A 26,948-nucleotide genomic window follows, 5' to 3' on the forward strand; every position below is an offset into this window, starting at 1 on the left:
TCAAACTCCTATGTCATTACGCCAAACGATCCACCCGTTAACCTCAATACTCAAAGCCACGAAACCGGACGGGTTCTCCCCCTCTTTGTACAGGATCACTAAACGCCACTCACTTTGCCGGTCGAGAAATTCCTGCACGGGGAGCGTACTCCCGTCCGGACGTAGCATCGGTTTTCTCGACTCCAAGAGTTTCATCAAATCATAATCCCATGCCCGCAATCCGGTCCGTGTATCATAGACGATCAGTTTATAATCGTAATCCTCATCGTAAAGTAACCTAACCGTATTCACGTGGCCTTCTGACAAGACTTCCGGCCCCTCGCCCGCCATTAGGGAATAGGGCATGTAAGTCACGGATTCCTGCACCCGGGGAGCGTTATCATGTCCGTAGACCGCTCCCTCGGGTGTCAGGATTTCAAAAATAAAAACGGGACGGTCCGCACGTCCCGCACTACTACCACCCACTTCAGCCAGTAACACGTGAAAATGATTCGTATTTTTAACCAAAGACACCGGGTACACGCCCCGATCCGCTTTATAATCAATCTCTATCATTTTCCCGATCCACAAAGGGGAAAATTCATGAGACACGGTCTGAGAGATCCGTTCTAAAACGATCCGTACGTCCTCCAACATCGTTTCGCCCGAGGAAAGCGCATTCCCCCACACATCCGATACCCGGAAATGATTGGTCAAACCTCCCACGGTCAAGATCTTGTAGTGTCCCACGGGTAGATTATCAGCCAGTAACATTTGCTTCCCCCCGACGAGTTCTTCCCGCCGGGCATGTTTCGTAAAAAGGAAACGCTCATCAGCGTCAAACACGAATATGTCAACCGTGTTGACCCACGGATCGAACGAGTCGACATATTCCATATTATAATTATAGATAAATTCCAAGTACACGCCACAGTTGTCCGTATCTTCCTTCATCACGTCGCATGACCACAGAAACAAGCACGCCAGCGCGATACCTATCCTTTGGCTCCAATCCCGATATAACCTCCCCGTGTTCATACGTTGAAATTTTATAATAATCCAGTTTCTCAATCACTAAATATCGATCTCGTTTTCCCAGATAATCCACGGTGCGACCTCCACGGTGATTCCCAAATACCCGGTAGAAGTATCGATAGGATCATCCGGATCCGAATCACCGGGACCAGGTTTGTCCACATCCGGGAACCAAGGAGTTCCTGCCCCTTTCACGGAACCCAAGGTCAGCTTATACCAGTTGTTGCGCACAACCCCGTATTTTCCGAAAGCCATATGCTCATCGGTATCGTTATCATGCCGAATCTCGTAATAGTAATAGCAAAGCCCTCCTTGATACCACCGGATGATCGGATTTTTCCCGTCTTTAAGTACCTCTCCTCCATTCTTGATTTGTGCTAAATCAGACACCTCCAACGTTTTGAACGATGTCCCGATAAGATCCACACCACTATTTTTATCCGCATAAGCCCTTACGCTCACGTACATTTTCTCGCAGGCTGCTTTCAAGTTAGGGCCCACGTCAATGGCATTATATGCCTCCTTCAGCTTATCAAAATTAGCATAGGTTTTACCGGCAAAACTAAACCAATCGCCTGTTCCCACGTGATTTTCAGGATAATAAACGCCTTTAATCACAACACGAGTGGCATTCTCAAATATCTGATCATTCGCACCCATCGTGTTCTCAATGCAATAAGTTCCGGTCGCTGCCGCCATCCAGGTGTAAGGGGCTACCAACTCTGGTTCATACGTCGTTTCGTTGACGGTAGCATTCACTATACCAGTGGCATTCGTGAAATTCGGGTCCTTGGTATAAAAGTTACTGACGTAACTTCCCCCGGACGAATGAATCACGGTAAGTAGAGTTTTATCGGCAAAAGGGTAAAACGTACTGTTTATCACGTCAATCGTCCAATTTTTAAAAGTAAAGGTCGCACCGGTAGGTTCAACAACGATCTTATCATTATTGTACTCTTTAAGCTTTAACTCCACCTTAGAAGCCAGACGTTCAATTTTCACGTCTACCCGGTTATTGTCATCCTCAGCCTCTCTAATAGCATCCTCTTTTTCCAGATCTTTCGACACAACTTGAATCTTCCCAACAAGACTGATCAAAGGATCAGTAATTTTTTCCCCGGCCTGCTTGTTACTCTCATCCCCGCTATTAATCATCGTGAATCCCCTGGTTATTGCATTCACGTTATCTGTAATCTCTGCCATAGTAACCCCTTTTACCGCTGCATTTATCGTGGAAAACGTGGTTCGATCGTTGATATTTTCAATCACGTCCAACAGCTCATCCCCCGGATTGGCAATCACCAATAGTTTTTCTGAAGCTGCTGAAATCTTGATCGCATCCGGTTTTGACGCCGCATCCTCAATTTTGGTATAGTATTCTGTTGTCTTGGGAATACCGACCACTTTTTCTGTTTCGTCAAAAGTTATCAAGTAGAGAGTCTTCAAATCACTTTCATTCATTCCCACATTTTCACCCGAGGAACGAGCCTCGTTTTTTTCTGTCTTAACTTTGAGAGAAATGTAAGCCACATCAGCTATCCCGCCACTTGTCAATGACTTATCTTCCTTCTCTTCCACGCAACCGGCAAAAACGATTGCCGCCAATGCTAACCTTAGAACCATCCTATTTTTCATCTGCTTACTTTTATAATATTATATTCTAAATACAAAAGTAGACCATCGGTATTGCTTGAAAAAGACAACTTTAGTCCATTCTCCCGGATGTGATCATACATTTTTGCGACATCCCCATCATTTTTGATTTTATCCATACAATAAATAGAGGTAAACATTGTATTTCCTCCATCTTAGAGGATTTATATTCTTGACATTCTCCGAAACGGAGAATCATTCAAGGCAAAGCATCTATTCTTAAAACAGCCCGCATTTTAACGTAATATTTTAAAAATTCCTCTGGATTTATGTTTATATTTGATTATTGTTCCACAATTACCAGTATCAAATATATGACTAAATAGAACCACCATGAGAAAAAAAGATCTTCATGATAAATTCATCGAGGAACTACACAAAAGAAATTCCAAGAGAGCTGAACTTATTAATCAGGTATCAGACATTCTGAAACTGGAAAAAGAGTCAGTTTACCGGAGAATGGCAGGTAAAGTCAACTTCTCCATCCGGGAAATGGGCATACTGGCCAAAATTTTAAACATCTCTCTCGATAGTCTTTTATACCAAGAAGAAGATATTCAATGGCTCCCATTCATACTGGAAACCCCGTTAAAGTTTCACTCCATTGATGCTTTATGCGATATGATAGATCTTAATTTTAAACAAATCGAGGAGATTAACCAAGATGAACCCGGTACCAGCGGAAACGTTTACCACTCGCTACCCTTGGAATTTTTCGTACATTCCCCGCTTATAATGAAGTTCATGTTCTTTAAATGGGGGTACTATTTCGTACAATCCGACGAGTATAACAATTTTTCCCAGTGGAAACTTCCTCCCAGGTTATCAGCTATCAGTGAAAAATACAATGACATTTATAACTTTCAGCACGTTTTTTATATTTGGGATAGCTCGCTGATTTGGGCATTATCTAAAGAAATAAGTAATTTCTACAAAACGCATATTATTTCCGAACAGGAAAAAGAGGACATCAAAAATGAACTCAAACTTATATTGTCGCAATTAGAAAAGACACTAAACGGAACACGTACTCCTAGCATCCCCTTTCCACCCGAAACAGATTTTCTCGTATCCTCGATCAATGTGGGTTTTTCCAGCAGTTACTTCTTTTCCGGCAATAGGCATCTCGCCTTGTTCCAAACTAATTTCAGCTTTTCGATGATACAGGATTCGGAAGACAATTTTAATAAAATAAAAGAATGGATCAATTCCTTATGCCATATTTCCACCCTTCTTTCTAGGAGCGGACGCATCGAGAGACGGTTGTTTTTCAACACGCAATACCGGATTATCGACGAGGTGTTAAAATAATGATGGGACTGTACAAAAAGTCATTCTTCAAACTCCCTCCCCCCTTCGGGGTATTGAGCCTGCAAGCAGTCTCGAATCGGCTCTCGTTCGACAGACAACGAGTAAACTCCCTGTCTGTTCTCGCTTACTCGCCGATTTCCCTCTATAAACAGAGGGAGAGTTGAAACACCCCCCATCTTCGGAGTGAATCACCAGCTTCTCCTCTGTTTATAGAGGAGGTGGCACGAAGTGACGGAGGAGTTTTTTAATAAAATGACTTTTGGGACAGCCCCATTATTTCAATATATTTTACACTAAGCGTCTATCTCTGCCTCATGTTCAAAATCACCCAGCGGTTTCAGATTGGATGGGATTTCTTGATCCGCATCATCCGAGAAATAAGGGAACACATCCATGATATTCGTATCGGTCAAAGAGCTGATCTCGAAAGGTACCACGTAGGTTGACAAACTCTTCTGCAAATTAGCCAATGCTTTCTCAATATCCGCTGCCGCCACCAAATAATACTGGTGAGATTTCTTCTCCTTACCACTGATCTGGTCCGCATCAATAATCGCCACTTTCGCCTTGAACCATTTATCGTCATTCCCGTCATTCGACTCCACCAACTCCGTGATATTCGATTTTTTCAACCCCACGATATAAAAATCTCCCTGAATCATCTCCCGCAGATTTTCCGTGATCCGGCTCTCCGCCTCCGTGTAGGACATCGCATCTAACAAATACAACTCGGACATCTTTTTCTCTTTTCCATCCTCGCCCACTTTCACGTATTTTACCTTCGCTTCAAACCAATTTGCTGTCATTTTTCTCTATTTTTTATGTGTTTAATTCTACAGCAAAAGTAAAATAATCTCCCCAAAATTATTCCACGGGTCACAAAAATATTCCGCATATAACACGTACGAATCATTGTTTTTAGCTAAATTTGTCTTTGAAGAATTTACTAGCAAGAGAAATCATGAGCGAGAAACTGTATCCAATCGGTATTCAAAATTTTGAAAGTCTTCGGAAAGACGGGTATCTTTACGTTGACAAGACTGCGCTGATCTACCAATTAGCCAAGAGAGGACGTTACTATTTCCTAAGTCGTCCCCGCCGTTTCGGGAAGAGCTTGCTCATTTCAACGCTCGAAGCGTATTTCCAAGGCAAGCGAGAACTTTTCCAAGGCCTTGCCATGGAAGAACTAGAGAAAGAGTGGTTACAACATCCCATTCTACACCTCGACTTGAACATCGAAAAATATGACTCGATCGAAAGCTTGGGAAATATTCTTAACAACGCTTTAACCCGTTGGGAAAAAATCTACGGGGACGAGCCGTCAGAAGCCTCTTTCTCCCTGCGTTTTGCCGGAATTATCCGCCGGGCTCATGAATTAACCGGGCAACGGGTGGTGATCCTTGTCGATGAATATGATAAACCCATGTTGCAAGCGATTAATAATGAAGAGTTACAACGGGAATTCCGAAACACGTTGAAACCATTCTACGGTGCCTTGAAAACCATGGACGGGGATATTAAATTTGCCTTACTGACCGGGGTTACCAAGTTCGGGAAGGTCAGTGTGTTCAGCGATCTCAATAACTTGAACGATATTTCCATGGATAAACAATACGTTTCTCTATGCGGAATGACAGAAGAAGAGATTCATCGCTATTTTGAAGATGATTTACGGAGATTAGCCACGGCACAGGATATGACTTACGAGGAAACCTGCACCCGATTAAAAGAGGCATACGACGGCTATCATTTCCGTCAAAACAGCGAAGGGATCTACAACCCGTTCAGCGTGTTAAACACTTTTGCCAAACAGGAATTCGGTAGTTACTGGTTCGAAACAGGTACTCCCACCTACTTGGTCGAATTATTGAAACAAAATCATTATAACCTCGAACAGATGTCTCATGAAGAGACGAATTCCGAGGTACTCAACAGCATTTATGCCGATGAAAGTCCTATCCCCGTGATTTATCAAAGCGGGTATCTCACGATTAAGGATTACGATCCCCGATTCGAGAATTATATTTTAGGATTTCCGAACCGAGAAGTCGAGGAAGGATTTATCAAATTCCTAATGCCCTTCTACACGAACGTGAACAAAGTGGAATCCCCGTTCGAGATACAACAATTCACACGAGAGATTGAATCCGGCCAACCGGATGCCTTCCTGCGTCGCCTGCAAAGCTTCTTTGCTGATACACCTTACGAATTGATCCGGGATTTGGAAGTACACTATCAAAACGTACTTTTTATTGTTTTTCGTCTTGTAGGTTTCTACGTGAAAGCGGAATATCACACATCCGAGGGCCGGGTGGATCTCGTACTGCAAACCGACCGTTACATCTACGTGATGGAATTCAAACTGGAAGGTTCTGCCGAAGAAGCCTTACAACAAATCGAAACGAAACATTACGCCCGACCATTTGAAGCGGATTCCCGACAATTGTTCAAAATCGGGATTAACTTTGATAATAATACTCGGAATATTGAGAGGTGGATTGTGGAATAACTTCTCTATATCGACTAAAAGAATTACCTCCCATTCGATCAATCTCGGATGGGAGGAGTAGAACAAATAGATTTATTTATTTTACAATTAAACTTAGCTCTGCAGGCGGCATACACATTTGATCATTACAACTTTGGTATTCAATGACACAAGTCACGTTCCCCGTTCCTCGAACTTCTTGAGTAAATATCGCCTCTTCTTCCACAACAACGGTTCCGGCACTATTATACGCCCGTCCTGAAGGCCGCTTTAACTCTCCCACCTTTTCAACTCCTTTCGGTAAAACAAAAGTTATTGTCGTGGGAAGATAGGGAGCACTTTTATCCACTTGGGTATAAATTCGATACCCCGGATGGATTTTCATCCGAATTGTAATCAATCGATTCCCATTCGACATTTTCTTTGTAAAAGCCTGTACTTTTACAGGTTCCTTTTCATCCGTTTCCTCTTCTTTCAACGTTTTTTTCTCGATTGGTTCTTTAATTGATTCCGTACACAAAACACGATAATCGTTTCCCGGCACATTTTTATCCCGGGTGTTTACTAAAAAGAACCATCCTCCGGATTCCGTGAAAAATAAGCGAGATTTATTTGTTTCAAACCAAGTACGCCATTCTGCCGGAGTCTCGAAACGACAAAGCGTGTATCTTTCTAACAAACGGAGTCCTTTCGCCACGTCTGTTCCCTCTTCCAACAAACGGATCGCTTCATCTAAAAGACGAATGTCATGATTAGAGATACCCAGACTTCTTGCATCCTCATCCAGAAGAAAAGAAACCCGGCCCGGTCGAGGCATAAAATAACCGGCATTATTCATATAATAATCCTTGTACGCTTTTTCATCCGTACCAAATGAAAAATACAATTCCGGGAACATACTCTTTAAATACTCTCCATAAGTCGATTCTTCTTTCCCGATCCTTTTTAATGTAGAAACCCGCTCTTCGTACGCAGCACGAGTAGCCCGTAAAATCGTTGATTTTAAGTGTTTCCCGGTCACGATAAACGGATTAAACTTCCTAGCTATCGGGGTCTGCCCTGCAAATTGGGAAATATAGACAATTGCATTGGCAAATACTGATTTTGCCTCCTCCGTCATCTCTTCAGGTGAGGCTGAAAATCCCCAATGTAAGAAATTCCCATGCCGTCCGATGGCCACTTCCTCCAAGCCCTTTGCAGACACGCCACCTGAAATAAATTCTACATCAGGAGAATCCAGAAAACCGGCAGACTTGGAGATCATCCCCGGGCGTATGGCTTTCGTTGTATATCCTTCTTTTTGCACTCGCCACATCAAAATGGAATCAGGCACGACCTCTCCTTCGGATTTCGCAATAGATTTAGCACTTTCCGGTGTAGGTTTCATTACCATACTCATTTTAACGGGGAATGGTCCTTTAAACATAGGATGTTCTGTACGTATGTGATGAGCATCTGCATCCAAGCACAGACAGCACCAGTCCGTTTTCAACCCAAGACGAGTACCAATTAAACTACTCAATTCTGCAATCAACAACATGGGTCTATCAAAATCCTGTGGTAAATATCCTTCTCTTTTCTCCCCGTAAAACCGTCCAAAGGGATCTTCTTGCGTAGTCGGAGGAACTATCGGTTGAGGTAATCCGTCCATCACGGTAACATCGTAATCCTCAGACAACACTGGCTGGTAGTCTTTCGCATCAATAGCCGTCACATATTTAAAATATTGTTTCAGCAGTTTTTCGAAGGCCACAGTCCGTTTTTTAGCCCCTTCCAACAATAATGCAGAATCCACCTTGCCTCTGTTTATATTAGCATACACGTCCGAAGATCCTCCAACATAAAGCACTTTCAGTTTACTTTTCCTTATCCCTGCCTGCAAATCAAGACATAACAGAAATAACAAGCCTAATAGAATTATTTTCATATCCGAATTTTATTTATTCCGAATCAACTCTTCAATTTTATTTTTTAAAGCCTGATCACGAAGATTATCTTCAACGACAATACCATTTCCATCCACCAGAATAAACATCGGGATCGCCCTACCGTCAAACTTTTCTGCAAAAACATTTTCCGTATCAATTAAACAAGGCCAAGGTAATTGTTCTTCGTCAAGAGCTTTCAACCAATCAGCATTACTCTTATCGATTGAAATACTGATTATCTCCAATCCTTGATCAACAAGGTCCTGATACATTTTCTTCAAGAATGGAATCGACTTACGACAAGGTCCACACCACGAAGCCCAAAAATCAATCAATACGCATTTCTTTCCCTTACTCAATTCTTTCATTGAATATACCTTTTCATTCCGATCAGGTAAAGAAAATTCCGGAACTGACTTTCCTTTCAAAGTCTTGGGAAATATTTGTTTCTTCAAAGCCTGACCGTAAAAACTATTCTTCGCCTCTTCCGAAAAACCATTGAATAGTTCCTTAGCTTCTGTATCATTTGACGAGAAATAAGCCCTGTTATTCAGCAATAAAAGAGGTCCCCAAAATGAATCTCCGTTTGCAGCCACGCTATCATGAATGACTTTTTCGAGCGTTTGGAAAGCCTCTCTTTCAGCTTTCACCAGATTCTTATAATCATCTGTCTGCATAAAATCAGTTATCACTTTTCGATCTCCATTTTTCCTTAATTCCGATAGTTTCTTTATCGTCCCTGCATGTGCCTCCCGATAATCGACAAACATTTGATCTAACTTTTCACGAAAAGCCATCTTCTCTCGGAAGATTTGATCCGTCACAGAGCCTTTCAATTGAACATCTTTCAGTTCCACGTATGGCCTTCCTTCTTGTTGTTCCCCTCTCACCGCAGAAAAAGTAATATCACTATTTTCCAGCATAAACCCGTAAGTACCCCGTACTCCTGTCGGTTCTTCGATTGTCAACATATAATAACGAGGTTCCACCAATTTTCCTACAAATGTGAATTTCCCATCCTGTACAGTTGTTTCCATTTCCTTTTTCTCATCTTGATGCGTGGCTGCCAATGTCAGGCTAACTTTCGTATTGTCGGCAAAACCATAGAGCATTCCGGTGATTTTATAGCCGTCAGATGTCTCACATCCTCCTCCAATAAATAACAGGATAAGAACAACAGATATATTAATATACTTAAAATGCAAATATTTCATACCTAATATTTTAAAGCACTATTTCTTTTAATTCTTTTTTTCACGTGCCATCTCAATCATTTGAGATAATTCGGCCACGATCTCAGCATCGCTCCCTGCAGCCCCAGTCACGTGAAACCGGATTTGTCCTTGTGGATCGATCACAAATTTTGAAGGAATCCCGGTTACGCCATAACTCTTCACTACTTCATTTGCTTTCGTTTTCGGGTCTTTTAAATCCATCAACAAACGAAACGAGTAATCGTTATCTTTCAAATATTTCACGGCCTCTTCAGTCGCATTGTTCTCTTTTTCCCACGTGTGGATGAATAAAAATACCACATTCGGATCATCTCGATATTTCTCTACGGTCTTTTGCATCGCCGGGAACGAACGCTTACACGGGCCACACCAAGTAGCCCAAAAATCCAACACGACAACTTTTCCACGCAAGTCTGCAAGTTTTACAACCTTTCCCTCCGCATCAGGCAATGTGAAATCCGGGGCAGACCGGGAAATCATACTCTTAATGATTTCCTCGTTTCGTTGATCAGCACGAGCTTTCCGCAATCTTCCGATATAAGTATCACACCCTTTCTCACTACCGTTTAGTTGTATATAAAGTTCCTCTATTTTATGATTCACTTCTTCGTCTGCCTGCCCCGCTTTGATCATATCCGCCAAACACAAAAATGATTCCAACGGTCGTCCGGCTTCTGCCATTAACAAAGCGTAAGATTTATCACGTCTATGGGGAGGCATTTTTTCCATAGTCGCTAACGCCTCTGAATGTAAACCCGCCTCGTAACAAGCTGTTGCATAATTAGACAAATACGAGGGATAACCTCTCATCGCGATGGCTAAACTTGCCTTATCACCCTCTTTTTGCAATTGTTCGCAGTTATCCACGGCAAGCTTGTAAAACATAAGAGCATGTTCCATATCCCCGCATTTACTTAAAGCACCCGCAACCACAGAACACGGTTCTCCCAACCATCCCTTCGTAACGATCTTATCAATATACTCCTTTGCCTTTTGCCAATTACCATTTCTCGCGTATGTTCCCGCCACGCTACTCCGGGCATAATCATACACGATACTTTCTCCCAATTTTTCCGGTGGAAAACGTTTCATCCATTTTTTGAATAATACCTCTTGTTTCTCCGGATTCATTTCCGAGTAGATATAGGTGTTTAAATAGCGATTTCTGGCTAAAACCCCATGAGGGAATTTTTTTACAATCACATTTTGTATTGAATCAAATGTAGCCTCCATTCCCAAATAATAGAAACACTGTGCCACGTCCGAATAGACACTTTCCTCTTTTCCTTTAAGCTTATAGAGAAGTTCCGATTTAAAACGAGCCAACGTCTCGCCTCCGGCTTTTTGAGCCTCTAACGCTTTTTTCTGATTTTCATTCATCGGCCGCTGAGCCATAGCACACAAAGCCAAAACGATATATAATATCGTCAATACAATACTTTTCATAACAATACGAATTAAATTTATGAATGAAGGCGCCTAAGAAATTCTTAGGCAACCTTCACTAGCTGATTATTGAGCGATAAAATCGAAATCGGCAATACGACCGTCAAATTCATACACGGCAACCGGCTCCGCACCGAGTACTCCACTGGAAATATCCGACTCGATCACATAAATCTTACCTTTACCCGTCGAGCTATAAGTTGCTACAAGCAAATACTTATCCTTTGTACTATTTTCCAGATTCAAACCTGCATTCTTGAAAAGTTCGATGCGTGTAATCACTTCCCCGGCAGCAGGAGTCCAAACCGCAGTTGCACTTGAAGTTGCGTCATCCACATTGTAATTCATTCGATATACGTTAGCGTCAGTAGCATAAAAAACAACCGGACCACGTTCCCCCGTCGCAAAACTATGGGCCAAAGCGATGTCCGGACAAGCACTTATATCCATCGCACACTTAGAAGTATAGGCACTGGCTGTCGATTTATCCGCAACAAATACATACATATAACGTTTGCCGTCGTCAACGGGATTTTTGAAGAAACAATAATTTATTTGATTGTCACTTTGCCAATAACCATTTGACCAATGAATCAAATCCTTTCCCACGTTGCCAAAATCAAAATGTGCAGCCGAATTAATAACCGGGTCAATTTCAGCACTCCACATTTTGGAGAAAATAAACCGACGATGCAGACCATCGTAAAACAACGAATTCACTTGCCAAGTTGTATTTCCGGCCACCGCATAATAATCATCATTTTTCATGGCCATCGGCGTTAACTGTAAACCTCCCGAATTCGCTTTATAAGCCACACCGTTATTGATAAAGAAAGTATTATAGTTACGAACAAAAATTCCGTTCAGATCTTTAACAGCAGGAATCTTCCCGGCAAAAAGTCCATCAAACTCATCTGCAATACTCATATCTATTGACGAAAGACGAACCACGTCCTCCCCGGATGTCATATATAAATAATAAAGATCATAAGAAGCATATATTGCACTCACCAATTCTTTCGGTTCTCCGGTAAGCGGACGGGTGGGATTTACCGTAGAATAAGCATTACGATTATAAGAGGTCTCTGTCAACGAACCATTAAATAGCGGAGAGTACACAATATCAATATCACTTCCCCCTGCATTTTTATATAATACAGCTAACCCGGAACCAATCACACCCTCTACCGTCAATCGCCAATCCATTGTGGTTTTCAATCCACTCGTCGTATCAGTAGCTGTAAATACCAAATAATACGCACCCGGTATTGCCTCGATCTTCACGTTCAATTCTCTCTCGGTCGAAATCGTGTAATCCGGATAGTCATCACGTGTATAATCATGTGAAAAACCGGTTCCGTATGACGAAGGCCCTATATATGGCTCATCCGATTTGTAGAGTTCCCATTTATATTTGAGTACACTTTTATCCCCATCATAAATAAACTTGGGCGTCAACGCGAAAGAACTAAATTGCTTGATCGTATACGTATGTTGTATCCCCACCGTATCCACGTAAAAATTTCCGAGGTCGGCATAATTATAATTCCCCTCGTCATCCAAACATGCCGTTAGTCCCATGACGAACAACAGAAAGATAACTTTTATCGATGTATATTTTTTCATAATAACTTCTCCTCTCATGATTAATTCGCTAATCCGGAACCGATTTCCAACGGGTCCCCATTATCATTCATATAAGGCTCGTCATGAGTCGCATTGTACTCGTTCAATAAATCGATCAATTCAGCGATGAAAGCATATAATTTGTTACCATCATCCGAATAACCTGTATTCGGATCGATCATTCCCAGCTCGAACAAATCCACATCACCGTAATAATCCAGAATAAATTTATAACGAGCTTGAGTGAAAGGCCCCGCAACATTCGTAAAACCGGCCTGCCACCAAGCCGGCTGAATCAAATAATCACACCAAACAAATTTATAAACAGCATATTCCTCCGGTCCTTCCTCAAAGTTTTCATTTGCCTTTACCCGAACGGTCAACGAAGCGACCTGTTCTGCAAGATCTATTCCCTCCACCTTACGTTTCACAGTAACGGGTAACGTCGCATAATAAGCTCCGGCCGGAATCTCCATATCTCCCAACGTGTAATCGTTGGAAGAAACATTCGTTCCGTCCTCCAACACTTCTAAAGCAAAAGTACGCGCTCTATCAGAAACCACCCCGGTTACATAAACCATCAGATTCAAATCATAAGATTGTATCGCATCATCATATTTTTTGAACGAGAAGATAACGGAGTCTGCCGTTGCATTCTGTTCTTTATCACCTCCGATGTAAATTGACGGATTATCGCTGAAAGTATTTTTCTCATTCTCGCAAGCGAACAGAGCCATCAATATCGCACCAAGAATTACATATTTAAATATTTTCATAACTCATTTTCTTTATTTCTATTTCCAAACTCAATTTCTTCTTCCGGCATGGGCCATACATATTTAGCCTGATCCATGGCCATCGAATACGAATATCCATAACTTAAATAAGGAATACTTTTCTTATTCAGCCTTTTATAATAATACCACATGAGTCCTTCGCCATAAAACTCCCGTCGATACTCGTTTAAAATCTCATCCAACACCTGTGTTTCAGTTGAAGTTGCTGAAAATTCTTCCGTAATTCCCCGGTGAGAACGTATCTCATTAATAATCTCAGCACCTTCAGTGGTAGGATTACATTCGGCCACAATCAGTTTCATTTCCGGGAACCGGATGATCGGCATCAAATTTTTGAACTCGGCAGGCATATCCTCATATTGCCAAAACTTATTCGGCAAACGATAAATAGAGGAAGAACTCAGTCCCAAATCCTCACTCCAACCGTAACGGGTATTCCAACCGCGCCAATCTGTCGCATGCGGGTAGATTATTGCCGCATCCCGATCCATCACTGAAAATGAATACCCGGTAGCCCATGCCATTGTAATCGAAAATACGTATTCAATATTCTTTTCCATCTCCTCAACCCTCAATCTGAAAATATGTTCCGGAGTAAATGTATGATCCCGCTTTTCCTCGGCTATCGCAATATCATCAATCGAAGTCCACTTACAATCACTATCCGAAATAACCTCTTTTGCTTTTAATGCTGCATTAACCTTATCCCCCTTCCACATATACACCCTCGCCATCGTCGCCACCACGGCATAATAATTAAATCTAAACGTACGATCAAGCAAATAACCATTATCATCGGAAGTCGTGATCGCTCGTCCGGTACAAAGCGGATCCGCCACTTTTAAAAGAGCTGCAGCATCTTCCAAATCTTTCAGTATAAGATCTATAGTCTTGCTAACAGTCTGTACCTCCGTGATATTATAATCAAAACGATCCACGTAAGGAATCCCTTGGGCCTCCGGATCATCTGCATACGCGGGAGCAAAAAGCCTCAGTAAATCAAAATGAAGAAATGCCCTCAAACCCAAAGCCTCACCATAAATAACGTTATAATTGTCTCTTGAAAACATGGCCGGATCTGCCTCTCGAATATTACCGATGATATTATTCACGTTAGCTATTGTCGTGTAAGTCTTTTGCCAAACATCGTTAATCAATGATTTGGCCTTCGTACTCGTATAACTATACGTACTGAGAGGATATTGAGTAGCCGACGTCCCGACACGGGAATAAATTTTTGCCATGGCATCCAATGACACCGTCATGTTTAACCCGTACATTGATTTCTGTACCATCAACGTGTAAACACCCCAAAGAGCATCTTTATAACCGGCTTCATCTTTCAGTAACTCCGACGACTCAACCTGAGTTTTAGGTTTCACATCAAGCCAATCATCGCATGAAATAGAGAAAAGCGAGATGATGATAAAAGAAAGAATAATTTTTATTGTTTTCATTGTCATGCGGTTTTAATTAAAACATTACCTGAAGCGAAAACGAGAACGTACGTGCAAACGGATAGGAAGTTCCTCGTTCTATTTTCACGGACTGCATTCGTCCGAAATCAGTCATATCAAACGAAAGTCTAAGACGTTCCATCCCGATACGTTTAATCGCCTCAATTCTCGTCAACTCGTAAGAAAGATTAAGAGATGAAATCACAAACTGATCATCATCCTCGACAAAGCGGGAAGTTGCTTGAGTTGTCTCTTCATTCTTTATATTTTTATACAAACTCACGTCTCCCTTTTTTACCCAACGATCGGAAAAAATTCGACGATCAACGTTGTTTTCCAAGTTCGCATTTTCTACCTTATCAACCAATGTCTGGTTATACACTTGTCCTCCGAACTGATAACGGGCAGTCACATTCAAACTAATTCCCTTGTAATCAAAATTAAATCCAAGGTTCCCTTGAAGTGTCGGTTCTGTATCCCCACAAATCTGAAGATTATCGGAATCCCATTCATACGTGCGTGTTCCTTCCGATGTAATAAAAAGTTCATCTCCACACGCAGGATCGATCCCCATTGATTTCACCGCCCAAATCGCTGACATAGACTGCCCTTCCTCATAACGAGTAATCGGTTTATTGGAAACAGAGGACGTTTGGGTATCGTTATACGTCTGCAAAAAGTTAGAAATCTGTTTGATCGTATTTTTATTATGTGATGCGGCCACAAATATATTCAGGAAAGCATCCTTCGACTGCTCCTGCCAAACCCGGTATTTAAGACTGATTTCATAACCAATATTCTCCACTTTTCCCAAATTCTCTTTATATGAAGTAAATCCAGTAGAAGAAGGAATCGTTACATCGGTTAATAAATCGTCTGTAACTGTCGAATAGTAATCAAAACGCCCCTGTAACCTCCCGTTAAACACACCAAAATCAACCCCGAAATTCCGATCATATTTTCTTTGCCACTTCAAACGAGAATTGGGCATCCCAGCCAATACAGCTCCGATATTACCGTTGTAAGCACTGGACGTGTAGTAGGAATAAGTTGCAATCGACTGGTACGAATTGAAATTTTGTGAACCCGTGTATCCCAAAGAACCACGAAGTTTCAACTGTGAAAGGATACCTGAATCCGTCAATGAATGAAAGAATTTTTCTTGATGCAGATTCCATCCTAAGCCTAACGACCAGAATGTACCCCAACGATTATCACTACCGAATTGAGATGAACCGGACAAACGAAACGACGCATCAAAAAGATACCGATTATCGTAAGAGTAGTTCGCAGCACCGACAAAACCAATATCACGAGTAGTAGATTCGGAAGCAGAGGGACGTCCATCTTTATAATACTGTCGTGCAAAAGCTAAATTATCAAGTTTATCATTAGAAAATCCTTCTGCTTTAAAGGTCACCGACTCCGATGTAGAATTATTCAAACTCCATCCCACGTTAGCAAAAATCATGTGTCTTTCACCTAGCTGCACGGAATAGTTTGCCAGCACGTCTGCAGACACCGCAAAAGATTTTCCGTCACCATAGATATAGCTGCCGCGTCGATAAATCTTTTCTTCATCCTCTTCCCAACCGATAAAATCCGTGTGTGATGCAGGATGAAATATTTCACTACCCGTATCGCTCTTGTTCAAACTCACCCGTCCGGTAAATTTAAATCCTCGTGCAGGCGTCCATTCCACGTAGAAATTATTTACAAACTGCGTGTATTCGGAAAAGTCCTTCGTGTTGATCGTGGCGTTCCATACAGGATTATAAACATTCGTATTTTGATATGTACCAAGACGTTCTCCAAGTATTTTTATAACGTTACCATCATCATCCCAACAACGATAATAAGGATTCATCGAGGTATATTCACTAAATGAACCATACGGAGAATTCTCTCCCTTATTATAGGTTACTGAAAAACTATTCTTTAGCATGATATTATTATACCGGTATGAAAGTGTCACACCTCCAGAAAACGTGTTCCGATTAGAACCTTTCATCACACCAACCACATTATTATATGAAACATCCAGACCATACCGGAAAAAATCATCCCCTCCTTCAAGGTAGATAGCATGTTTCTGCCCAATACCATTTCGTAACGGTATCGACTTCCAATCAGTATTAACCCCGGCAATCACCTCTTTCATCAGTCCGTTATAGACCTGATCCCATGAATATTGTTCAACCGGATTTCCCCATATAGACGAACCGTTATCCCTGAAATAGGTATATTTCCCTGCATTGAATTCTACTTCCAATTTTTCTGCTGCATTACAAAGATCATAACTGGTCAAATCAGGAAGTTGAACGTTCATTGTGCCCGTGTAACTCACTCTCAATTTTCCCTTTTCCGGCTGTAACGTTTCAATAACTACCACCCCATTGGCAGCTTTCGATCCGTATATGGCCTTGGCCGCGGCATCTTTCAAAAGTGTCACGCTAGCCACACGATTCATATCCATATCCATCACATAAGTTAGCGATTGCTCAAAACCGTCAACAATAAATAACGGATTATTAGGATTCGATGAATATTCTCCTTTCAAATCCGGGAAACCGGACTGCCCACGCATCGTGATCTCGTATTGCTGATTCGGATTCGAACCGTTCGCAAGACTTTCAGCGATACGAAAGGAAGGATCAAGATTCTTGATACTCTGCAATACATTCGTATTTCCTACCCGACGAATTTCCTCCCGAGAAAACGATTGGGCTGCACCGGTAAAACTATTCGCTTTGCGCGTAAACATACCGGTAACCACGACCTCATCAACTTCTGTAACATCTTCTTCCATCACAATCCGTAAAGTATCTCTCGTGTTGGCTGTAAAATCTACTTTTTGTGATTTATAACCAACAAAAGAAAACTCTAAAGTTCCCGCATTCGCAGGAATATCCGGCAATTGAAACCATCCGTCCATGTTAGTTGCTGTCCCGATAGAAGTTCCAACTAACTTAACCGTCACGCCCGGCATAGGTTGTTTTTTCGTGTCTGATACAAAACCTCTAAGTTGAAGTCCCTTTTGATTCTGTGGGATTTCAGTTTTTGGAGCTATCACGATAGTCTTACCGACAAATTGATAGGTAAAATGTTCCCCAAGAACCAAACGTAAAACGTCTTCCACATTCACTGTTAAATTTGGGAGCCGAACCACCTTAGCCACGTCAATCTCATCATCGCTGTAGAAAATGTCGTATTTCAACTGCGTGGTTATCGTACTAAACACTTGATCAATCGTCAGACTCTTCTTCTCGAAAGCCACACTCTCGGCCTGACCATAAGCGGTTGCATGCACTTGCATCAACCCGACTAGAATCCAAAAACAAATCAGCTTCATAAGCAATAACATTTTTTTTATTCTACTTTTCCAGTAAAATAAACCTACATCCTCATTTTTTTCCATAAATTTGTAGTTACATTAAATATTTATTAATCCATACGGGTTAAGATAAGAACGGGAGCCGCAATCTCTCGTTCTTTTGATCTCGTATATGTTTATCTATTTTTCAAACTTGCCGTTACCACATTTCCTTTCACGTTAAATTGTACATCTGAAGTCATCTGAAGGAATTTAAACATTTCTTCTAAAGGTTGGTACTTGTTGACCACTCCCGAAAAACGTCGAGTTTTAATCTCCTCGTTCATGTAAAACATTTTAAAATCATACCACCGCTCTAATTTCTCGACCAATTCTTCAAACGTGTATGCTTTAAAATAGAATTTCCCATCTCGCCAAGACGTGTACAATTCCGGCAAAACTTCTCTCAGTCCAGCTTTTCCGGTTCTTACATCAATCTGGTATTGCTCGTTCGGTTTCAGTAAAACTTCTTTTTCCTCTTGATTAATCATCACGGAACCTTCAACCAAAGTAGTCTGCCAAAAACGATCATTCGAATACGCACACACGTTGAAAGCTGTCCCTAATACCCGAACTTTTCCAGCCTCCGTGTGTACATAGAAAGGTCTGTTCGCATCTTTTTTCACCTCGAAATAAGCCTCTCCTTCCAAAAATACCTCTCGTCGGTTGGAAGTAAATTTCTCCGGAAAACGTAAAGAAGATTCAGAATTAACCCAAACCACCGTTCCATCTGGTAATTCTAAAGAATACTCCCCACCTTTCGGAACAATCAAGGTATTAAAAACCAAAGAATCTTCCATTCCTGTCTTATTTACATGATAGGAAACTTTCCCCGCCACCGTGTCATTCACAATCTCCACGCCCGCATTTTCCGAGGAATAAACTCCTTGATGCTCGTTTAACGCTAACCGTACTCCCGTTCCCAAACGCAATTCCGCCTGTAACCTACCGGGTTTTATCACTTCAGCACGTACAATTTTTTCCTCCGGCTCCGGACGGGTAACGACATAAACCAAAGAAACACCCAATACAAACATGGCTGCATATTTACAAACCGACAACATCCATTTTCTACCCCTTTTCGGTTGTATTTTCCGCCAAGCGTTATCCACGTCATAACGATGGGACTCCAATCCGTGCATGGCCTGCCGGATCTCGAATTGTTGTTGCAATATCTTTTTTTCCTCCTGAGATAGCTCTCCTTCCTCCGGCCTTCGCCACAGAGAAGTCAAACGCTCCCAATTATTTTCCAGAAAATCGTTCATTTCGTATCTATTTTCCTATACGACAATCATCCTTCAAAAGAAGGTGAGTTAAAAATGAACTTTTTTCAAAAAAATATCACACATAAAAAAAACAATCTGATTATCAAGAGTAATATCTCTCATCAATCCTTATCCTTGCAAAGCTATAAAAAGCAACACGGGAGAATGTTCCCCACCTACCCTAGCTCGAATATCCCGATACGCTTTCATCACGTGAGACTTCACGGTATTCACCGATATTCCCAATTCATCCGCAATCTCCTTGTATTTTTTCCCGTCTAAACAACTCATTGTGAATACCGTCCGACATTGCGCAGGTAAAGTTTGCAGAACCTCTTTTATTTGCTCCACACGTTGCATCTCCTCTTCCGAGTAACCGGAATTTTGTAGATCTTCAATAAACGCCATCAATGACGCCCCATGTTTTCGCTCTATCATTTTATGTTTCAACACATTTAAAGCCCGGAAACGTACCGAAGTAAAAAGATAAGATTTCACGGACTCCTGCACCTGAACCTCCTGCCGACTTCTCCAGAGATACGTGAAAAGATCCTGCACCACGTCTTCTGCCTCCGCCTGATCACCAAGAATCATGACTGCATAATCGCACAATGGCATATAGAACATTCTAAACACTTGTTCAAATGCCCCTTGGTCTCCATTCTTTATTTTAGCGAAAACTTCTTCCATGATACAATTCTCACCACTCATGGAGACAAACTTATATAAAAATCCGGATTCTCGAACAATCAGATGGAAAAAATAATCCAAAATAATATCACGAATATACGATATCCACTAGAATAATTATTTGGCACAACTAGACACACGTAACAAACTCCAAGAACAGATCCTACAAAATTACCAAGTTGTTCACCTAGGTACATTATACAAAATCAGAACTTCAAGAGCATATTGAAAAGGCGATCTGTCAACTTCTTCTCCAATATCAAAAGATTTTCATAATGAATCGTTTCAGATGGCAAAAACATTCTCCAGATTGTCGAAAAACAAAAGGTCGTGCTTTCCCCAAAATAAAGCACGACCTTTTCAAAATTCAACTAAACTCAAGCTACAAATTAACCATTTTCACATAAGTTTCCCCGAATCTGTTGATAACTTCAACTTTAATCTTTTTTGCCGTAACCGAAGGTTTGACCCGGAATAAATGATCAGTTCTATAAACCTTCACTCTACCAGAATCCAGAAAATCCTGATCTATATCCGAAAATTGTTCCATATCTCCCTTTAAAACACCGTCTTCATACCATCTCACTTTATAGGAATTATCCCAATCCCAAACATTGGCAACGACATATTCAGGTTGAGAATCGAACTCACCAGGCCTGTACACCTTAAATTGATAATCTAAATCATGCCCGGTTGATTTAAAATGCCATTGGACATTATTCCCGTCAACCTCAACACTCATAAATCCATTCGGGGTTCCACATCGACTCGCATTTCCCTGCCAGTGGAATCCACATACTGCCCCCACATTATGCTCGTAAATATTTTCCGCCAGAATCTCATTTTTATGAAAATGCGTATGGCCGGAGAAAATATGTACATTATAATCTTTGAGGACATCCAATACTTGCTTGGAATTTGCAATATTAAATATAGGAGCATGTACGTTTAAAAATACAGTCGTTCCGGTTTTCACGTAACTCAAATCTTTCTTCAGCCATTCCAACTGTTCTGCCGTCAATTGTGTATAATACTTTTTATCCCCTAAATACTCAATATCTTTCATACAAATAACATGAATATTCCCGATATTCAAAGAATAATCAGTCGGTCCAAAGAAAGCCTCGTACGTTTGTTCGCCATAACCTTTCGTTTTATCAAGAGTCCGGCCAGCCTCTGCATACCGTTTATCAAAATCATGATTCCCTATAACATGCATCATCGGAATATTCCATGACGCAACGGCACTGGTATACAACGGGTATAAATGTAATGCATCACTCACGATATCCCCCTCGACAAAACCATAAACCTCTCCTTTTATTGTACTCAAAAATTTTTTCACGTCGGGTACTGTCTCCGTGAAAAAACGAACAAAATGAAAATCATCTTTAGGTTGGGGATCAGAAAAAACCAGATACGTGAATTTCCCCGTAGCCTGTTCCCTTTTTTTCAAAATAAAATCATACGAAGTAGACAAATTTTGCTTTTCAATTGGCTTGTAAAATTCTATCAAATTAAGCTCGTTAACCGGTACATGACAATTAGAAGGCACGGTAATCCTGACATAACGGCATTTAGCAGTATCGGTAAGCAAATGATATGCCCCTTTTTGATCGGTAATCGTAAAATTTATACCATTATTTACAATAACCCCCGGAATAGGACGATGTTGTAAATCCATCACTTTACCCTTTATGTTTACTTCCGTCTGACCAACAGCACAAAAACTAAACATACTGATCCAAGAGAACAATAATAATTTCAATGTTTTCATCATTCTAAAACTTATTACGTTATATAACAATCTATCACTTATTACGCTTTAACAAGCTTGATTTGCTTGAATATTTTAATTAACAGTTCCGGTTCTTTTGTTGAAGCCAGACTTTTCTCCAATTGAGTTGTATCGTCTTCATATAAAAGCGTGTTCGCACAGTCCAGCACGTGACTCAGTAAACGAATGGCTTCCTCTCTCGTTACATTTTTTTTCTTGACTGCTTTCACGATATATTTATTTATCTTATTAACAGCATGATAAATAGCTGGCTTGGCAAATTCTACTGTTGTGCTGGAAAAACCGACATTCTGATCGTATGTACGAGTGTAATTAGCTTGAAATCTACTCCACTTTTCCGTACAAGGCTCTCCCAAATAATGAGGTATTTCAAATGCTACCTTACTCGTCGTTTCATATACATGATACACGTATTTTTCTTTTTCAGTTTTCTCAGAACCAGCCCCGGTATGTACAAGGGATTCCTTTCCTGAAATCGCATTTAACGCCTGCCCAAAACCACAATAAGGATATAACAATCCTAAAACACAAATAATAATCACTCTTGTATTCATATTCTATTTTTATTGTTGCCAAATAAGTTTTATCGTCAAATCATCGCCTCCCATAGACTCTTTCGCAGCCTGATAATTTTTCATATTTGTTCTCTGTAAAACAGACGGATATTTAAAACGACGGGGAATTTCCTGATCTTTGGGAATACCGTCCCCCTTAGGAATTGCGGGTAAACCCGTTCGATTATATTCAAACCATTGCTGATAATCACAAAAATACAAGGCGAAATATTTTTGCAGCATAATTCTTTCCAAAGTCCCGTCATAGCCTGCTACCGGATTATTAAAATACCCTTCCGGAATTTCACCTCCCCACTGTTCGATAGAAGCTCTTACCCCGTTTTCATAAGCTATCCGTTCATCTAATGTTACGATGCCTTTCTGGGCCAATTCGGCCTTAATCAATTCCAACTCTGCATAAGACATTAATGGTAATTTCATCGGGGCAACGGCCAGTGCCTTATTGGGAGTCGAAGCCTTTCCTGCCGGTTGTATAGCAAAACCCGCAGGCCACCCGATGTAGTCATCCTTCTGTTTAGACACGAACAAAGGAAGTCTCGGATCATTCCATGATTTCAACGTGTTAACAAGAAATTCCGAACAAGCCCGATAAGAAGTAAAATCATTAGCCCTATTAAGAGGAGCCTCCTGGGGATAAACCCCGGAAATCTCAACTAATGCCGCATCGCTATTAGACTCAAATACAGGATACATTTCAGGGGTATTGATCATTTTTTGTATTTCACTTCTAGCATCATATTCCGCAACATTCAACATTTTCAGAAGAACACGCAAGCGCAACGAATTACAAAACTTTTTCCATTTGAGAATCCCCTCGCCGTCGACCGTCTTGTAAAGCATATCTCCCGAAGTATTATACTTCAGACTACCAGATACATCAAACAAAATATTAGCCGTTTCCAATTCTTGTAATATATTTTTATATATGGCCAGTTGTTTATCGAAAACCGGATAATATAATTGCTCGTCTCCGCGACATGCCTCCTCCATCGGTACATCCCCGAAAGCAGAAACTAACACATCAAACATATAACTTTGTAATACTTTAGACACAGCCTGATAATTGACCTCTCCAAGTTTTTCAGCCTCTTTTTCCATAGCTTTCGCATTTGCCAACCATTGATAATAAGTACTCCAGCTACCGTCACCTTCACTATCAGAAACATACCACCAGCCTATATCATTCGTATTACGATAAGAAATAATGTTTCCCATCAACTCGTAAGTATAGTTATTAAAACGTTTCCAGCTAAAAGAAGATACATTATACAAGATCGGATCGAGAAACGAACCAGGATTAGCTTCATTAAGTCGAGTCGGGTCCGTGTTCAACTTCTCGAATGGAGTACATGCTGAAAACAGTCCTCCTATAAAAATTCCTCCCAATAAAATATTCCGAATACTTTTTTTCATGTACGTATTATTTTGTCAGATTAAAAACTCACATTTAAACTTACACCCATTGAACGGGTCGTGGGTAAAGAACCAGCCTCAACACCAGGCACGATATTTCCACCATTCAGAGCCCCAGTTTCCGGATCGAATACCGGGTAATCCGTAAAACAGAAAAGATTTCTCCCGTACAAAGCGATCGATGCTGAACTTAACGGCGTTTTTCGCAGTTGTCTTTTCGTAAAAACATATTCCAAACGAACTTCCCGAATTTTTAAAAATGAAGCATCAAACAAGTTCGTTTCCACGTTCTCCACTTTATAATACTCGCCATAATACACTTGTGCCGTAACAGGTTTCGTGTTCGGGGTATAAGATCCATCCGAATTTGCGACCACGCCCGGGGCAATGATATACGTTCCACCCATCGGTAGCAAACCAGCTTGAGCTAAACGGGAATCATCACCGGAAATATAAAGAGGTGTGCCAGGTAAACGCCCGTTCAAAGTAGCTTTACTTTTCCCTTGAATACCTAATTTTGCATTTGTTGTTGAATATATTTTTCCTCCATGTTGTCCGTCAAGTAATATACCAAGAGTGAAATTTTTATACTTGAACTCGTTGTACCAACCAGCCTTCCAACCGGGATAAGCACAACCTACATACTCAATCTCATCCGTTGTTACAGGAAGTCCGGAAGCATCGACAATCACCTGTCCATCCGTCGTCCTTTTCAATTTATATCCCCAAATATCACCAATCGTTCCGCCAACTCTCCCGATAATAGAAGCTCCTCCGATCTTACTGATCAACTGGTTTTCATCTGCACTTTTTGATAAAGACAAGATCTTATTTTTATTCTTCGACCAGTTGACCCTACTCGTCCATCTGAAATCATTTGTAATCACAGGAATAAAATTTAATGCCACTTCGAATCCCATATTCTGCACGGTTCCCGAATTTATTGTCGCTTTGGAATAACCGGTTGTCGGGTCCATAGGGGCATCCAAAATCTGATTCTTTGTCCGGTTGTAATAATACGCGAAGTCTACATTCAAACGGTTTCCAAATGTCCTTATATCCATTCCAACCTCATAATTGGTTGAAATCTCAGGTTTAAAATCAGCATTAAACAAAGTCGTCGGGAGTTTTACAGAACCGGCAAAATTAGTCGTCTCGTAATACCGAGAAGTTTTATAAGGATCAGTATCATTTCCGACCTGTGCCCATGAAGCTCTTAACTTCAACAAGTTAATTTCCCGAGGCATATTAAACCATTCATTAAATAAAACACTTGCCGAAACAGAAGAATAGAAAAAAGAATTATTCCTTTCCGGTAAAGTCGAAGACCAATCGTTCCGTCCACTAATATCCAAGAATAACTTATTTTTATAAGCAAGATTAGCCGTGAAATAAACACTATTCACCCTTTTATTAAGAATCTTCTGATTAAATTCAATGGCTGAAATCGCATTCGCAAGTTTATAAACACCAGGGGTGATTAACCCGTTGGCAGCATTAGATAACATATCCAATTTAGAGGTCATCATGTTACCTCCCACAGCAGCATTCAGCGTAACTCCATCAAGGAAACTATTGTGATACGTCAATAAAATATCACTATTCAATTCATAATTGAATATATTTTGCTTTTTAAAATACCCTTTGGGATAAATCACATCACTCATCGGACGGTGCTGTTCACGCATATCTATCTCCATCTGCAAAGCCGAACGAACCATAAAATCAAAATGATTACTAAGTTTCAAATTAGCTGAAATCATGGATATAGTCGCATGCTTTTCCGTCGGGTTCAACGACTCGTACAAAGTCACGTATGGATTCCCGATAAGCTTGCTGAAAGGTTGTAATTGAGTAACATTTTCCTCTCCCTTTTTCCACATCGGGCGATACCAATCCAAATTAACATTGGGATTCTGAAAAATCAAAAAATAAGAGATCGAATTACTACTATAACCTAATGCCGGAAGATTATCACTCTGCCGCCACGTATAACTGGTCCGGTAATTAACGCTCAACAACCTGGAAACCTTTTGCATACCGGAGATTGTTGCCGTAACACGTTCAAATCCCGTGTTAGGAAGAATCCAGTTATTTTTCATATATGTTAAAGATGCCCTCAGTGATCCCCTATCATTTTTCCCCGAAACGGCGAGAGAATTCGTGGTCGTATACCCCAAACGGAATAGGTCCTTGCGGTTATCTTTATAAGCTCTCCACGGAGTTGCATTATCTCCTCGGTCTTGTTTTCCCTTATCATACTGATAAAACAACTGATTTTCAAATCTCGGCCCGTAAGCGCTACTTGTCCCGCTTGTTCCACTGATTGAACCATCTGGGAAATCCCCGTAGGAATAGTATTGTTGTCCCTCGTAAACGCTACCTTCTGGCCCTATATTACTTGGTTGTCCTTGTCCGAATTCATATTGATAATCCGGCCACATTAACACATTTTCAACACTCGTGTTTGACGTGAAAGTAACTCCTAATCTTTTTTCCTGTTCATTTCCATTTTTGGTGGTAACCATTATCACCCCATTAGCTGCACGGGAACCATATAAAGCGGTTGCACTGGCTCCTTTCAAAATCTGGATACTCTCAATATCCTCCGGATTCAAGTCTGAAAAACCATTTCCAAAATCTATTGAGGCTTCTCCGGATGCACTTTGCGCATTTCCCGTGTTAATCATGGGGGCACTCATGGGAACCCCGTCCACGACAATCAATGCATTGTTTCCCCCTTGATTCAACGAAACATCCCCGCGCAATGCTATTCTCGTAGATCCTAATGGTCCTCCCGAAGAATTAATACTAAGCCCGGCCACCTTTCCAACCAAACCTTGTGACCAGTTAGAAGAAACCGCACGCATGACTTCATT

At 41.0% G+C, this 26,948-nt stretch carries 18 protein-coding genes; 2 read left to right on the forward strand and 16 right to left on the reverse strand.

Annotation, left to right across the window (positions count from 1 at the left end):
• A complete protein-coding gene (locus tag AB5542_RS11355; protein ID WP_279037629.1) occupies positions 1-1,017 on the reverse strand; it encodes a FimB/Mfa2 family fimbrial subunit in 1,017 nt (338 codons plus the stop codon).
• Positions 1,018-1,053: 36 nt separating this feature from the next.
• Positions 1,054-2,649, reverse strand: coding sequence for an Mfa1 family fimbria major subunit (locus AB5542_RS11360; RefSeq protein WP_279037627.1), 1,596 nt, complete (start codon positions 2,647-2,649; stop codon positions 1,054-1,056).
• Between the two features lie 351 nt (positions 2,650-3,000).
• Here AB5542_RS11360 and AB5542_RS11365 point away from each other — a divergent pair, with 351 nt between their 5' ends.
• A complete protein-coding gene (locus AB5542_RS11365) occupies positions 3,001-3,978 on the forward strand; it encodes a hypothetical protein (RefSeq protein WP_087420901.1) in 978 nt (325 codons plus the stop codon).
• Positions 3,979-4,271: 293 nt separating this feature from the next.
• On the opposite strand, the gene AB5542_RS11370 is transcribed toward AB5542_RS11365, so the two are convergent.
• On the reverse strand, positions 4,272-4,784 hold the full coding sequence (locus AB5542_RS11370) for a DUF4494 domain-containing protein (protein WP_087421295.1): 513 nt from the start codon (positions 4,782-4,784) through the stop codon (positions 4,272-4,274).
• A gap of 155 nt (positions 4,785-4,939) precedes the next feature.
• Here AB5542_RS11370 and AB5542_RS11375 point away from each other — a divergent pair, with 155 nt between their 5' ends.
• Positions 4,940-6,487: an ATP-binding protein gene (locus AB5542_RS11375; protein WP_279037623.1), complete on the forward strand. Its 1,548-nt coding sequence runs from the start codon at positions 4,940-4,942 to the stop codon at positions 6,485-6,487.
• Positions 6,488-6,563: 76 nt separating this feature from the next.
• Here AB5542_RS11375 and AB5542_RS11380 read toward each other — a convergent pair whose 3' ends face one another.
• From AB5542_RS11380 to AB5542_RS11440, 13 genes are all read right to left on the reverse strand, one after another.
• Entirely contained in the window at positions 6,564-8,393 is a 1,830-nt protein-coding gene (locus AB5542_RS11380; RefSeq protein ID WP_279037620.1) for a protein-disulfide reductase DsbD domain-containing protein, read from the reverse strand.
• 9 nt (positions 8,394-8,402) lie between these two features.
• Entirely contained in the window at positions 8,403-9,608 is a 1,206-nt protein-coding gene (locus tag AB5542_RS11385) for a TlpA disulfide reductase family protein (RefSeq protein WP_279037617.1), read from the reverse strand.
• A 27-nt stretch (positions 9,609-9,635) separates the two neighbouring features.
• Positions 9,636-11,075: a peroxiredoxin family protein gene (locus AB5542_RS11390; protein ID WP_279037615.1), complete on the reverse strand. Its 1,440-nt coding sequence runs from the start codon at positions 11,073-11,075 to the stop codon at positions 9,636-9,638.
• Positions 11,076-11,141: 66 nt separating this feature from the next.
• Complete coding sequence (locus AB5542_RS11395; protein ID WP_279037614.1) at positions 11,142-12,701, reverse strand: PKD-like family lipoprotein; 1,560 nt, start codon at positions 12,699-12,701, stop codon at positions 11,142-11,144.
• A gap of 20 nt (positions 12,702-12,721) precedes the next feature.
• Positions 12,722-13,477, reverse strand: coding sequence for a DUF4843 domain-containing protein (locus AB5542_RS11400; RefSeq protein ID WP_279037612.1), 756 nt, complete (start codon positions 13,475-13,477; stop codon positions 12,722-12,724).
• Positions 13,474-14,955 carry a RagB/SusD family nutrient uptake outer membrane protein gene (locus AB5542_RS11405; protein ID WP_158572037.1) on the reverse strand — a complete coding sequence of 494 codons (1,482 nt, stop codon included), beginning with the start codon at positions 14,953-14,955 and terminating at the stop codon, positions 13,474-13,476. The genes AB5542_RS11400 and AB5542_RS11405 overlap by 4 nt, the downstream gene beginning before the upstream one ends.
• A 16-nt stretch (positions 14,956-14,971) precedes the next feature.
• Entirely contained in the window at positions 14,972-18,307 is a 3,336-nt protein-coding gene (locus AB5542_RS11410; protein WP_279037609.1) for a SusC/RagA family TonB-linked outer membrane protein, read from the reverse strand.
• Between the two features lie 158 nt (positions 18,308-18,465).
• Positions 18,466-19,593 (reverse strand): FecR family protein, encoded by a 1,128-nt coding sequence (locus AB5542_RS11415; RefSeq protein WP_279037608.1) that lies wholly within the window; start codon positions 19,591-19,593, stop codon positions 18,466-18,468.
• A gap of 129 nt (positions 19,594-19,722) precedes the next feature.
• On the reverse strand, positions 19,723-20,304 hold the full coding sequence (locus tag AB5542_RS11420) for an RNA polymerase sigma-70 factor (RefSeq protein ID WP_279037606.1): 582 nt from the start codon (positions 20,302-20,304) through the stop codon (positions 19,723-19,725).
• Positions 20,305-20,665: 361 nt separating this feature from the next.
• On the reverse strand, positions 20,666-22,063 hold the full coding sequence (locus AB5542_RS11425) for a calcineurin-like phosphoesterase C-terminal domain-containing protein (protein ID WP_368243065.1): 1,398 nt from the start codon (positions 22,061-22,063) through the stop codon (positions 20,666-20,668).
• A gap of 38 nt (positions 22,064-22,101) precedes the next feature.
• On the reverse strand, positions 22,102-22,635 hold the full coding sequence (locus AB5542_RS11430) for a hypothetical protein (protein ID WP_087420889.1): 534 nt from the start codon (positions 22,633-22,635) through the stop codon (positions 22,102-22,104).
• Positions 22,636-22,644: 9 nt separating this feature from the next.
• Positions 22,645-24,069, reverse strand: a complete 1,425-nt coding sequence (locus tag AB5542_RS11435; RefSeq protein WP_087420888.1) for a SusD/RagB family nutrient-binding outer membrane lipoprotein — start codon at positions 24,067-24,069, stop codon at positions 22,645-22,647.
• A gap of 20 nt (positions 24,070-24,089) precedes the next feature.
• A partial coding sequence (locus tag AB5542_RS11440; RefSeq protein ID WP_368243066.1) for a SusC/RagA family TonB-linked outer membrane protein occupies positions 24,090-26,948 on the reverse strand: 2,859 nt, incomplete at its 5' end.

This window comes from Butyricimonas sp. RTP31003st1_G1_RTP31003_210430 (assembly GCF_040920905.1).
GTDB lineage: Bacteria > Bacteroidota > Bacteroidia > Bacteroidales > Marinifilaceae > Butyricimonas > Butyricimonas paravirosa.

Bases quoted from the DNA above. Each gene is read 5' to 3' on its own strand.
- AB5542_RS11390 (WP_279037615.1), bottom strand. From the start codon at position 11,075: ATGAAAAGTATTGTATTGACGATATTATATATCGTTTTGGCTTTGTGT.
- AB5542_RS11360 (WP_279037627.1), bottom strand. From the start codon at position 2,649: ATGAAAAATAGGATGGTTCTAAGGTTAGCATTGGCGGCAATCGTTTTT.
- AB5542_RS11435 (WP_087420888.1), bottom strand. From the start codon at position 24,069: ATGAAAAAAAGTATTCGGAATATTTTATTGGGAGGAATTTTTATAGGA.
- AB5542_RS11370 (WP_087421295.1), bottom strand. From the start codon at position 4,784: ATGACAGCAAATTGGTTTGAAGCGAAGGTAAAATACGTGAAAGTGGGC.
- AB5542_RS11380 (WP_279037620.1), bottom strand. From the start codon at position 8,393: ATGAAAATAATTCTATTAGGCTTGTTATTTCTGTTATGTCTTGATTTG.
- AB5542_RS11430 (WP_087420889.1), bottom strand. From the start codon at position 22,635: ATGAATACAAGAGTGATTATTATTTGTGTTTTAGGATTGTTATATCCT.
- AB5542_RS11420 (WP_279037606.1), bottom strand. From the start codon at position 20,304: ATGAGTGGTGAGAATTGTATCATGGAAGAAGTTTTCGCTAAAATAAAG.
- AB5542_RS11405 (WP_158572037.1), bottom strand. From the start codon at position 14,955: ATGAAAACAATAAAAATTATTCTTTCTTTTATCATCATCTCGCTTTTC.
- AB5542_RS11375 (WP_279037623.1), top strand. From the start codon at position 4,940: ATGAGCGAGAAACTGTATCCAATCGGTATTCAAAATTTTGAAAGTCTT.
- AB5542_RS11385 (WP_279037617.1), bottom strand. From the start codon at position 9,608: ATGAAATATTTGCATTTTAAGTATATTAATATATCTGTTGTTCTTATC.
- AB5542_RS11400 (WP_279037612.1), bottom strand. From the start codon at position 13,477: ATGAAAATATTTAAATATGTAATTCTTGGTGCGATATTGATGGCTCTG.
- AB5542_RS11410 (WP_279037609.1), bottom strand. From the start codon at position 18,307: ATGAAGCTGATTTGTTTTTGGATTCTAGTCGGGTTGATGCAAGTGCAT.
- AB5542_RS11425 (WP_368243065.1), bottom strand. From the start codon at position 22,063: ATGATGAAAACATTGAAATTATTATTGTTCTCTTGGATCAGTATGTTT.
- AB5542_RS11355 (WP_279037629.1), bottom strand. From the start codon at position 1,017: ATGAACACGGGGAGGTTATATCGGGATTGGAGCCAAAGGATAGGTATC.
- AB5542_RS11365 (WP_087420901.1), top strand. From the start codon at position 3,001: ATGAGAAAAAAAGATCTTCATGATAAATTCATCGAGGAACTACACAAA.
- AB5542_RS11395 (WP_279037614.1), bottom strand. From the start codon at position 12,701: ATGAAAAAATATACATCGATAAAAGTTATCTTTCTGTTGTTCGTCATG.
- AB5542_RS11415 (WP_279037608.1), bottom strand. From the start codon at position 19,593: ATGAACGATTTTCTGGAAAATAATTGGGAGCGTTTGACTTCTCTGTGG.